This is a genomic window from Nocardia cyriacigeorgica GUH-2 (assembly GCF_000284035.1).
In the GTDB taxonomy this organism is placed as follows: domain Bacteria; phylum Actinomycetota; class Actinomycetes; order Mycobacteriales; family Mycobacteriaceae; genus Nocardia; species Nocardia cyriacigeorgica_B.
Map to the genome: position 1 here is coordinate 809,514 of NC_016887.1, position 13,421 is coordinate 822,934.

The 13,421-nt window shown below is 70.2% G+C and carries 1 protein-coding gene; it reads left to right on the forward strand.

What is annotated here, in order from left to right:
* The first annotated feature begins 365 nt into the window (after window positions 1-365).
* Window positions 366-13,205, forward strand: coding sequence for a non-ribosomal peptide synthetase (locus NOCYR_RS30250; protein WP_014349039.1), 12,840 nt, complete (start codon window positions 366-368; stop codon window positions 13,203-13,205).
* Window positions 13,206-13,421 lie beyond the last annotated feature (216 nt).

Consider the following 13,421-nt stretch of genomic DNA (forward strand, 5'->3'; position numbering starts at 1 on the left):
CATTCCTGGCGATCGGTGGGTGGGCGCTCGGCTCGCCCACCGATCTACGGCCGCTCGGCATGGCCGGAAACGCCACAAGTTAGCTGGTCAGGTGACCAGTACTTGCCAGCATTGGTGAATGCCCCATGAATTCTTGCCCCGATATCTGGGGTCGGTGCAGGTGGGCAAGGCTTGTGATAAGTGCCACAGCATATCGGTTTGGCGAATGGGCAGAAGCGCTGGAAGCCTGGCGAAGACGTGTTTCGACAGCTAGGTGGGCAGAGTTTCATGATTGGCGCAGTCGGGGGACTCCGCGGATGCCATAGGGGAAATCGCCGATGACCCGACCCGCTCGTGTACGGCCGACCCGTACCCGGCGGCCGAGGGTGACCACGCTTCCGCAACTGATGGCAGCCGCTGTCGAGGCGAACCCGGGTGGTCGCGCCGTCATCTTCGCCGACGCGCTGGCAACCCGCGGGCAGCTCGATTACGCCGAACTGGACGCCAGGTCGACCCGGCTGGCGCGGGTGCTGATCGAACGCGGCGTCGGGCCGGAGGATCTGGTCGCCGTCGGCATCCCGCGCTCCATCGAATCGGTGGTGGCGGTCTGGGCGGTGGCCAAATCGGGTGCGGGTTTCGTGCCGATCGACCCGAACTATCCCGCCGACCGCGTCCAGCACATGGTCAAGGACTCGGGTGTGGTGCTCGGCCTGACCGTTGCCGCCGCGGCGGAAACCCTGCCGGGACAGGTCGATTGGCTCGTCATCGATGACGAGGCCGGCGCCCGCGAGCGCGAGCGGTACTCGGCCGAGCCGATCACCTTCGCCGACCGGGTGCGGCAACTGCGCGCCGAACATCCGGCCTACGTCATCTACACCTCCGGTTCGACCGGTCTGCCCAAGGGCGTGGTGGTGACCCAGGCCGGGCTGTCGAGTTTCTGCGATGAGCAGCGCGAACGTTATCGGCTGACGCCGGATTCGCGCACCCTGCATTTCGCCTCACCGTCGTTCGACGCCTCGGTGCTCGAGCTGCTGCTCGCCCTCGGCGGCGCGGGGACGATGGTGGTGGCCGCGCCCACCGTCTACGGCGGCGACGAGCTGGCGAATCTGCTGCGCCGCGAGGGCGTGACGCACGCGTTCATCACTCCGGCCGCGCTGGCGTCGGGGGATCCGGCGGGGCTGGACGAGCTGCGGGTGGTGGTGGCCGGTGGTGAGGCCTGCCCGCCGGATCTGGTGCGGCGCTGGGTGCGCCCGGTCGCGGGCGGTACCAGGGAATTCTTCAACGGTTACGGCCCGACCGAGACCACCATCATGACCAATATCAGCGCGCCGCTGAGCCCCGAGGACACCGTCACCATCGGCGGGCCCATCCGGGCGGTCACCGAATACGTCCTCGACGAACGCCTGACGCCGGTACCGACCGGCGTCGCGGGCGAGCTGTACATCACCGGCGCGCAACTGGCTCGCGGTTATCACGAGCGGCCCGGCTTGACGGCGCAGCGTTTCGTCGCGAACCCGTTCGCCGACAACGGCTCCCGGCTCTACCGCACCGGCGACCTGGTGCGCTGGACCGCCGATGGCGATCTGGAATACCTGGGCCGCAATGACTTCCAAGTCAAGATCCGCGGGTTCCGGATCGAACTCGGTGAGATCGATGCGGTGCTCGGCCGCCATGATTCCGTCGATTTCGCGGTGACGGTCGGGCATCGGCTCGATACCGGCGCAACGATTCTCGTTGCCTACGTCCACCCGGCCGACGGCGCGGAGGTCGACACCGACGCGCTCCTGGCCTTCGCGAGCAACAGTCTGCCCGCGCATATGGTGCCGACCTCGATCACGGTGCTCGACGAGATCCCCTTGACCCCGGTGGGCAAGCTGGACCGGCGCGCCCTGCCGACGCCGCGCTTGCAGACCACGGCCTTCCGTGAGCCGTCCGGGTGGGCCGAACAGCTGGTCGCCGAGGTGTTCGCCGAACTGCTCGGCACCGAGGCGGCGATCGGCGCCGATGACGATTTCTTCGAGCTGGGTGGCAACTCGCTGATCGCCACCCAGGTCGCCGCGCGGCTGGGCGCCGCCGTCGACGCCAGGATCGCGGCACGGGTGATCTTCGAAGCCCCGACCGTCGCGGCCCTGGCCGAGCGGCTGGAAGCCGAGAGCGGTTCGGGTGGGCGGCGCGCGCTCGCACCGATGCCGCGCCCGGAGCGTATTCCGCTCTCGCCTGCCCAGCAGCGGATGTGGTTCCTCAACCAGTTCGATACCGCGTCCGCGGCGAACAACATCCCGTTCGCGTTGCGGCTCACCGGTGCGCTCGACCTCGCCGCGCTGCACGCGGCCATCGCCGATGTGCTGGACCGGCACGAGAGCCTGCGCACGGTGTACCCGGCCAGTGATGGCGCCGGCCACCAGGTGATCCTGCCCGTCGAGCAGGTGCTGCCCGAGCTGACCGCCGAGCCGATGACGCCGGAACGGCTGCCGCAGTGGCTGGGCGAACGCGCGCTGGCCGGCTTCGATGTGGCGGCGCAGGTGCCATTGCGCATCGCGGTCGCCGAACTCGGCCGCGACGAGCACGTGCTGGCCGTGGTGGTGCACCACATCGCCGCCGACGGCACCTCGATGGCGCCGCTGGCCACCGACCTGATGACGGCGTATCTGGCACGAATCGCCGGTGCGGCGCCGGAGTGGAAGCCGCTGCCGGTGCAGTACGCCGACTACACGCTGTGGCAGCGCGACCTGCTCGGTGACGAGGACGATCCCGGCTCACTGGCCGCCCGCCAGTTGACGTTCTGGCGGCAGGCACTCGCCGGTATTCCGGACCGGATCGACCTGCCGGCCGACCGTCCGCGCCCGACCCGCTCGTCCGGTCGCGGTGCCGCCCTGAGCTTCGCCGTGGACGCCGAGACCACCGCCCGGCTCGATGGCATCGCTCAGGATTCCGGCGCGTCGCTGTTCATGGTGGTGCACGCCGCCTTCGCCGCGCTGCTCGCGCGGCTGTCGGGGTCCGCCGACATCACCATCGGCACGCCGGTGGCCGGCCGCGGTGAACGCGAACTCGACGGGCTGATCGGCATGTTCGTCAACACGCTGGTGTTGCGCACCGAGATCGACCCGCAGGTGAGCTTCACCGAACTGCTGGATGCGGTGAAGGAGACCGACCTCGCGGCCTTCGCGCATACCGAGCTGCCGTTCGAACGGCTGGTGGACGCGCTCGACCCGGTGCGTTCGCAGGCGCACCACCCGTTGTTCCAGGTGGCGTTGTTCTTCCAGAACATGACGCCGCCCGCGCTGGAATTGCCCGGGCTGTCGGTCCAGGCCGTCGAATTCGATGGCGCGGTAGCCAAATTCGACTTGCAGCTCACCATCACGCCCGTCGCCGATGGATCGATGTCGGCCCAGTTCACCTACGCCACCGACCTGTTCGATGAGGCGACGGTGGCCGAGTTCGCGGCGCGGCTGCGTCGCACGCTGCGCTCGGTGGCCGCCGATGCGCAGCGTCCGGTGGGCGATATCGACCTGCTGTCGACGGTCGAGCGGGATCGAATCCTGCACGAGTGGAACGACACCCGCCACCTACTCACTCCGGAACTGCTGCTGGACGGTTACCGGCACGCGGTCGCCGCGCACGCCGACGCGGTGGCGCTGGTGTACGAGGGGCAGGAGCTGACCTACCGCGAGTTCGACGAGCGGGTCAACCGGCTGGCGCGGTTGCTGATCGCGCAGGGTGTGGGTGCGGAATCGCTGGTGGGTCTGGCGGTGCGGCGTTCGCTGGACCTGGTGGTCGGCATGTACGCCATCGTGGCCGCCGGTGGTGCGTATGTGCCGCTGGATCCGGATCATCCGGCCGAGCGGATCGCGTACATCCTGGATACCGCGCAACCGGTCGCGGTCGTGACGACCACCCGCGATGCGGTCGAGGTGCCCGCCGGGCTGCCCGTGCTGCGCATCGACGCCCTCGATCTGGAGCGCTACGCCGCGACGCCGATCCGGCCCGCCGAGCTGCTGCGCCCGGTGCGTCCGCAGCATCCGGCCTATGTCATCTTCACCTCCGGTTCCACCGGGCGGCCGAAGGGTGTGGCGGTCACCCATGCCGCCATCAACAATCAGATCGAGTGGATGCTCACCGCGTATCCGCTGCGGCCCGACGATGTGTACCTGCAGAAGACCGCGACGACCTTCGATGTGTCGCTGTGGGGTTTCTTCATGCCGCTGCGCACCGGGGCCAAGCTCGTCATCGCCACACCGGACGGGCATCGCGACCCGGCGTATGTCGCGGAAACAATTGCGGCGCAGGGTGTGACGGTCACCGACTTCGTGCCGTCGATGCTGACGGTGTTCGCCGCGCACACCCGGCCCGGTTCGGTGCCGACGCTGCGTGAGCTGTTCGTCATCGGTGAGGCGCTGCCGCCGGAAACCGTCGCGGCCGTGCACGCGATATGCGACGCGTCCGTGCACAACCTGTACGGCCCGACCGAGGCCGCGGTGTCGGTGACCTACTGGCAGACCGACGGTGACGAGCAGCGGTCGGTGCCGATCGGGCTGCCGCAGTGGAATACCCGCGTATACGTGCTGGATTCGCGGTTGCGGCCGGTACCGCCGGGAGTGGCCGGTGAGCTGTATCTGGCCGGTGATCAGCTGGCACGTGGGTACGTGCGTCGGCCCGATCTGACCGCTGATCGTTTCGTGGCCAATCCGTTCGGTACCGGTGAACGCATGTACCGCACCGGCGATCTGGTGGTGTGGCGCGGTCGTGGTGACGATGCGGTGCTGGATTATCTGGGCCGCACCGATTTCCAGGTGAAGTTCCGCGGTCAGCGCATCGAGTTGGGTGAGATTGAGACCGCGTTGCTGGCACAGCCGTCGGTGAGCCAGGCCGTCGCGCTGGTGATGCCGACCGCGCTGGGCGATCAACTGGTCGCGTATGCGGTGGCGTCGCCGGGGATGCGGATCGAGCAGCAGGAGTTGCGCGCCGCGATCGCGGAGAGCCTGCCCGCCTACATGGTGCCCGCGACCATCGTCGCCTTGGATGAGTTCCCGCTGAATCCGAGCGGCAAGCTGGATCGGAAAGCGCTGCCGGAACCCGAGTTCGAATCCCGCTCCTTCCGTGCGGCGGCCACGCCGGTGGAGGAGATCGTCGCCGGTGTGTTCGCCGACGTACTCGGAGTGGGCCGCGTCGGCGTCGACGACGATTTCTTCGAGCTCGGCGGCAATTCGCTGATCGTCACCCAGGCCGTCTCTCGGCTCGGCGCCGCCCTCGGCGTGCGAGTGCCGGTGCGGACGCTGTTCGAGACGCCCACCGTGGGCGCCCTCGCCGCGGCGGTGGAATCGCAGACCCACGGCCGCCGCACCGTCGAACTGGGCAGCATCGAACGCCCCGACCAGCTGCCGTTGTCGCTGGCGCAACGTCGCATGTGGTTCCTGAACCGCTTCGACCAGGACGCCGCCGTCGGCTCGTCGGCCTACAACCTGCCCTTCGCGCTGCGGTTGACCGGCGCCCTCGATGTAGACGCATTGGATGCGGCGCTGGCCGATGTGGTGGCCCGGCACGAGGTGTTGCGGACGGTGTACCCGGAGACGCCGGACGGGCCGGTGCAGGTGATCTTGCCGCCGGATGACGGTGCGTCCGGACTGAGTGTGCGCACCGTAGCCGAGGCGGACGTCCCGGGCGCGGTGTACGCGCTGGCCTCGACGCCGTTCGATGTGACCGGCGAGGTGCCGCTGCGGGCGGTGTTGTTGCGGGTGCGGGATGCGGGCCGAGGGGACCAGGCGGTCGCCGAAGGGGCCGTTGGCCTTGGCGCGGATGCGTCTGCGGACGGAGTTGGGCACTCGGGCGCCGGCGGGTTGGCCGGAGGCGATTCGGGCACCGGCTGGCGCACTGGTGGCTATTCGGCCACCAGCCAGTTGACCGGCGATGATCAGGACGCAGGCCGGCGCAGTGGCGGTGAACTGGGCAACGGTCGGTTGACCGGTGGCGATACGGCTGCGTGCGGGGTGACCGGCGGCGAGTCGGGCCTCGGCGGTGTGCCGGGCGCTGGCCGGTTGACCGGTGATGAGCACGGCACGTACGTGCTCGCCGTCGTTGTGCACCACATCGCGGGTGACGCCTCCTCGATGGCACCGCTCGTGCGCGACGTCATGATCGCCTACGCCGCGCGCGCGGCGGGTGTGGCGCCGGAGTGGGAGCCGTTGCCGGTCCAGTACGCGGATTACGCGCTGTGGCAGCGCGAGGTTCTCGGGGACGAGGACGATGCGGAATCCGTTGCCGCGCAGCAGATCGCATTCTGGCGCGAGCAACTGGCCGGGCTGCCCGATGTGCTCGAGCTGCCCGCTGACCGGCCGCGTCCGGCGGTCGCGTCGATGGCCGGCGGCAAGGTGCCGGTCGCGATCGACGCCGAGACTCATGCCGGGCTGGTGGCGTTGGCTCGCGAGCACAACGCGACGTTGTTCATGGTGGTGCACACGGCGTTCGCGGTGCTGCTCTCGCGGCTGTCGTCGTCCGGGGATATCGCCATCGGCACACCGGTGGCGGGGCGTGGTGAGCGTGAACTCGACGATCTGATCGGCATGTTCGTCAACACCGTGGTGTTCCGCACCCGGATCGACGGCGGTGAATCCTTCGCCGACCTGCTGACCCGGCAGCGCGACATCGACCTGCAAGCCTTCGCCCACGCCGACATCCCGTTCGAGCGTCTGGTCGAGGTGCTCAACCCGCCGCGCTCCACCGCCCACCATCCGCTGTTCCAGGTGGGCCTGTCGTTCCAGAACGTGGCCCGCGCGCAGCTCGAACTGCCCGGCCTCGCGGTGAGCGGCGTGGACGCCGACCTCGACGTCTCCCAGTTCGACCTGCACCTGATCGTCGGCGACGCCTACGACGAATCCGGCACCCCCACCGGCATCGGCGGCTTCTTCACCTACGCCACCGACCTGTTCGACGAATCCACGGTGCGTGCTTTCGCCGACCGGCTCGGTCGCGTGCTCACCGCTGTTGTCGCGCAACCGGATGCGACCGTCGGGGACATCGAACTGCTCGACCCTGCTGAACGCGAGCAGGTCACGCAGGGATGGAACGCCACCGAGCACCCGCTGCCCGACGCCACGACCCTCGCGGCGATCCTGGATGCTGCGGTCGCTGCCGAGCCGGATCGGGTGGCGATCGTCGCGGACACGCAGGCTGCACCCATCTCCATCGCCGCCGGATCATCTATCCCCGGCATCACGACCCTGACCTACCGCGAGCTGGACGAGCGCGTGAACCGGCTGGCCCGCCACCTCATCGCCCAGGGCGTCGGCCCGGAGGCGCGGGTGGCGTTGGCGTTGCGGCGGTCGGTCGATCTCGTCGTCGCGATGTATGCCGTGACCCGCGCCGGTGGTGCGTATGTGCCGGTCGATCCGGACCAGCCTGCCGAGCGGACCGGCTACATTCTGGCGACGGCCGAACCGGTGTGCGTGCTGACGAACGCCGCCGCCGGGTTCGATTCCGCCGCCGCGCCGGTCATTTCGCTGGACGAGCTGGACCTCGAGGCGCAGAGCGCCGCGCCGATCACCGATGACGACCGGCTCGCACCGCTGCGCCCCGAGCACACCGCGTACGTGATCTTCACGTCCGGCTCGACCGGCCGTCCGAAAGGTGTGGCCGTCGCGCACCGCGCGATCGTGAATCAATTACGGTGGAAGACCGCGGAATTCGGTCTCACTCCCGAGGATGCCGTGCTGCTCAAGACCGCGGCGACCTTCGACCTGTCGGTCTGGGAGTTCTGGTCCGCAGCCGCCTGCGCGGGCCGCCTCGTCATCGCGGCCCCCGACGGTCACCGCGACCCGGCATACCTGGCGGACCTGATGGCCGATCAGCGGGTGAGCACCCTCCATGTGGTGCCGTCGATGCTCGACGCCCTGGTGACCGCCGGCCTGCCCGCGCCGCTGCGCCGCGTGCTCGCCATCGGTGAGGCCCTGCCGGCCGCCCTGGCGCAGCGGGTGCTCCATGAGCGCCCGGGCATAGAACTGTTCAACCTCTACGGCCCGACGGAGGCGGCGGTGTCCATCACCGCGCACCGCGTCACCGGGGCCGACCAGTCCTCGGTGCCGATCGGTGCGCCCGAATGGAACAGCCGCGTCTACGTCCTGGACGCCCGGCTGCGTCCGGTCGCGCCCGGCGTCACCGGCGAGCTGTACCTCGCGGGCGCCCAGCTCGCGCGCGCCTACGTCGCCCGCCCGGACCTGACCGCGGAACGTTTCGTCGCCAACCCCTTCGAACCAGGCGCCCGCATGTACCGCACCGGCGACCTCGCCGCCTGGACCACCGCCGGCGAGCTGGAATACCGGGGCCGCACCGACTTCCAGGTGAAGATCCGCGGCTTCCGCATCGAACTCGGCGAGATCGAAGCGGCGCTGCTCCAGCTGCCGGGCGTCGCCCAGGCCGCGGTCGTCGCGAATTCCGACGAGCACACCGGCGATCGCTTGGTCGCCTACCTGGTCCCCGACTCGGCCGACGCGACGGACAACGCCAGCGCGGACGCAGCGGCCGACGAGCAGGCACGCGGCACAGCTGACACCGCGCCCGGCGACCGGCAACCGAGCCACTCCGGCTTGCCCGCGACACGCCCGGACCTGCTCGACGACACCGGCCGAACGCGGGGCGAGCCGGCGAGCCGCCACTCGCGCCACGCCGCACTTCCGCAGGCGCAGGATGTTCACGACCACACCCTGGGCGCGGCAACCCACCGTGCGCGCGGACTGACGAGCGACCGTCCGCGCCATCGGGCCGAGGACGAGGTTTCCGGCGCACCGCAGACATCCGGATCGCGGGCTGCCGGTGCCCGCTCCCGGCACGCAGCCGGGTCCTCGCTGACCGCCGTGGACGTGTCAGCCGTGAAATCCGCCCTGTCGCAAGCCCTGCCGTCCTACATGGTCCCGTCCGCCTTCGTCGTACTCGACGCCCTGCCGCTCACCATCAACGGCAAGCTCGACCGGAAGGCCTTGCCGGAGCCGGAGTTCGAGGCGCGCGAGTTCCGCGCGCCGTCGACGCCCGTCGAAGAGGCCGTGGCGGGCGTGTTCGCCGAGGTCCTGCGCGCCGAACAGGTCGGCGCCGATGACGATTTCTTCGCCCTCGGCGGCAACTCGCTGCTGGCCACCCAGGTGGCGGCGCGGTTGGGTGCCGTGCTGGACGCGCGAATCCCGGTGCGCGCGTTGTTCGAAGCGTCCACCGTCGCCGGGCTCGCCGCGAACCTGGCGCAGCACGCCGGTTCCGGTCGCCGCGCGCTCACGCCGATGCCGCGCCCCGACCACATCCCGCTGTCCTTGGCGCAGCAGCGCATGTGGTTCCTCAACCAGTTCGACACCTCCTCGGCGGTCTACAACATTCCCGCCGCGATCCGGTTGACCGGCGAGCTGGATGCAGAAGCCTTGGCGCAGGCGATCACCGATCTGGTGGCGCGTCATGAAATCCTGCGCACCACCTACCCGCAGACCGAGGACGGCCCGATCCAGTCCATCGCCAGCGCGGCCCCCGTCGACCTCGCCGTGCGCACGGTCGCCGAGTCCGAGGTGGCCGATTCGGTGCGCGCGGTAGTCGCTGCCGGTTTCGATGTGACGCGCGAACTCCCGTTCCGCACCGCACTGCTGCGCATCACCCCGGCCGACCATGTGCTGGTCTTCGTCGCCCATCACATCAGCGCCGACGGCTGGTCGCTGGGCCCGCTCACCCGCGACCTGATGCTGGCCTACGCGGCCCGCAGCGGCGGCAGCGCACCGCACTGGACACCGCTGCCGGTGCAGTACGCCGACTACAGCCTGTGGCAGCGCGAGATCCTCGGCGACGAAGCCGATCCGGACAGCCTCGTCGCCACCCAGACCGAATACTGGCGCGGCGCACTGGCCGGTCTACCGGAGGAACTGCCGCTGCCCGCGGACCGTCCCCGTCCGGCCACCGTCTCCTACCGCGGTGAGACCTTCGCCATCGATCTGCCCGCCGACCTGCACGCCGCGCTGGAACGCGTTGCCGCCGAACACAATGCGACGCTGTTCATGGTCGTGCACGCCGCGCTCGCGGTCTTGCTGGCGCGGTTGTCCGGCACCACCGATATCGCCGTCGGTACGCCGGTCGCCGGTCGCGGTGAGGCCGAACTGGACGAGCTGATCGGCATGTTCGTCAACACCCTCGTATTGCGCACCGAGGTCGATTCCGCCGCCGGCTTCGACGCCCTCCTGGGTGAGGTCCGTGGCACCGATGTGGCGGCCTTCGGCCACGCCGACGTCCCGTTCGAGCGGCTGGTCGAGCTGCTGGAACCGGCGCGTTCTACCGCCCGGCATCCGCTGTTCCAGGTGATGCTGACCTTCCAGAACCTCGGCCGCACCGAGTTCACCCTGCCCGGGCTCACCGTGGCGCCGGTGGATCTCGACGTGGCGCTCGCCAAGTTCGACCTCCAGGTCACCATTGCCGAACAGCCCGACGCGGCGGGTATGAGCGCGGTGTTCACCTACGCCACCGACCTGTTCGACGCGGCGACGGTGCGCTCGTTCGCCGATCGGTTCCAGCGCATCCTGGCCGCTGTCGCCGCCGACGCGAGCACCGTCATCGGCGATATCGACCTGCTCGCCCCGGGCGAACGCGACCGCGTGCTGCACGCCTGGAACGCTCCGGGCGCCTGGGTGCCCGGCACCACGCTGCCCGCGCTGATCGCCGAGCAGGCCTGGCGGCGCCCCGGCGCCGTCGCCATCCGCGCTGGTGCCGAATCGCTGACCTTCGCCGAACTCCAGCGCCGCGCCAACCAGGTCGCCCGCGCCCTCATCGCGCGTGGTGCGGGCCCGGAATCCCTGGTCGCGGTGGCTGTCGAGCGCACCGAGGACCTGCCGGTCGCGCTGCTCGGTGTGCTGGCCACGGGCGCGGCCTACCTGCCCATCGATTCCACCTATCCGGCGCAGCGGCTCGAGTTCATGCTCGACGATGCCGCCCCGGTCTGCGTGCTCACCACCGCCGGCGAACGCGAGCGCGTCCCGGTGGGGGAGCGCGCGGTGGTGCTGCTCGAGGACACCACCGGATACTCGGCCGCCGGCATCGATGACGCCGAAAGGCTCGCACCCTTGCGGCCGGACAATCTCGCCTACGTCATCTACACCTCCGGTTCCACCGGCGTGCCCAAGGGCGTCGGCGTCACCCACCGCAATGTGGTGGAGCTGTTCGCCAATACCCAGCCGCAGTTCGGGTTCGGCCCGGGCGATGTGTGGACGCTGTTCCACTCCTACGCCTTCGACTTCTCGGTGTGGGAACTGTGGTGCGCGCTCACCCACGGCGGCAGCGTGGTGGTGGTCGACTACCTCACCTCGCGCTCGCCGGAACAGTTGCGCGAGTTGCTGATTCGCGAACAGGTGACGGTGCTGAACCAGACCCCCTCGGCGTTCTATCAACTGGTCGAGGCCGACCGCGACGCCGACGGCGAACTGGCCCTGCGCTACGTGATCTTCGGCGGTGAGGCGCTGGATTCGCGCCGCCTGGCCCGCTGGTACGAGCGGCATCCGCTGGACGCGCCGCGCCTGGTGAACATGTACGGCATCACCGAGACCACGGTGCACGTGTCGTTGCTGTCGCTGGACGAGCAGACCGCCGACCGCGCGGGCCTGATCGGACGTGCCCTCCCCGGACTCGACGCCCGCGTGCTCGACGACCGGCTGCACCCCGCGCCGGTCGGCGTGCCGGGCGAGATCCACGTCTCCGGTGCCCAGCTCACCCGCGGGTACCTCGGCCGTCCGGGCCTGACCGCCACCCGGTTCGTTGCCGATCCGTACGGTGCGCCGGGTGCGCGGATGTACCGCACCGGTGACGTCGGCCGCTGGCGGGACAACCCTGCCTCGCTGGAGTACGCCGGCCGTAGCGATCAGCAGGTCCAGCTGCGCGGATTCCGGATCGAACTCGGCGAGATCGAAGCCGCGCTGCTGCGCTGCCCCGGCGTCGGCCATGCCGTCGCCACGGTCCGCACCGACGCCGTCACCGGCGACCGCCTCGTCGGCTACGTCGTCCCCGCCGCGGACGCCACCCTCGACCCCGCCCAGCTGCGCGTCCAGGTCGGCGAATTCCTCACCGGCTATATGGTTCCGGACGCCTTCGTGGTGCTCGACGCCCTGCCGCTCACCCCGAACGGCAAGCTCGACCGCCGGGCACTGCCCGCACCGGAGTTCACCGGCGGCACCGCCTTCCGGGCACCCGAAACCGAGCTGGAACAGACGGTGGCGGAGGTCTTCGCCGACCTGCTCGGCGCCACCCGGGTCGGCCTCGACGACGATTTCTTCTCCCTCGGCGGCAATTCGCTGCTGGCCACCCGCGCGGTCGCGCGGTTGCGCGCGGTTACCGGCGTACCGGTGGCGGTGCAGTGGCTGTTCAGCGATGCCACCGTCGCGGGCCTGGCCGCCCGGCTGACGGCACCCGCGCCGGAACTCGACCCCGGCGCCGCCCTCGACGTGCTGCTACCCCTGCGCCCCGCGGGCACTGCCGAACCGCTGTTCTGTGTGCACCCGATGTACGGCCTGGCCTGGGCCTATGCCGGGCTGGCCGCACATGTGCCGGACGACGTGCCGCTGTACGGCTTGCAGTCGCCCGCGTTGTCCGGCGAAGGCGAGCTGCCCGAGACGCTGGCCGAACTCGCGCAGCGGTACCTCACCGAGCTCCGCACCGTCCAGCCGCACGGCCCGTACCGCCTGCTCGGCTGGTCGCTGGGTGGCGTGCTGGCCCATGCCATCGCCACCGAACTCCAGGCCCAGGGCGAACAGGTGAGTCTGCTGGCCATGCTGGACAGCCACCCCGACCCCGATGTGGCCGGCTTCCGGGCCGCGGTGCGCGAGGCGCTGGCCGAACTCGGGCTCGGCGCCGACGTGCTCGGCGACGGCGATGATGTCGCCGACCTGTCCGACGAGGCGTTGGCCACACTGCACGCGATGATCCCGGCCGAACTGCTCGCCCTCACCCCCGAGCGGCTGCGGCGGGTCTATCGTGGCGCGGTCCGCTCGGCGGAGTTGATCTCCGGCTACCGGCCCGGCGTCTTCGACGGCACCGTCGAGTACTTCAGCGCCGCCGTGCCGCATCCGCGCCAGCTCACGGGCGCGCCGCGAGCTGCGGATTGGCAGCGGTACGTCTCCGGTCCGGTGGTCGACCACCCGGTTCCGGTGAACCATGATCAGATGACCGCACCCGCGGCACTGGAGGTGATCGGCCCGCGCCTGGCCGCCCTGCTCGGACCGCCCCGCTGACCGGTCCTGCCCGTGCCCGCCCGCTGCTTGCGCGGGCGGGGGATAATCGGCCCCGGTAGTTCGTCGTGGCAACGATGAACCACCGTGAACGGTAACGATCGGCACACGCCCACTCGATGCAGTGATGACGGCGTACTCCGTCGATCGGCCCGGGCAGGCCGAGGACACGACTACAGGCAGGGTGAGGCAGCTACATGAAACCGGTGGGTGGGCAGT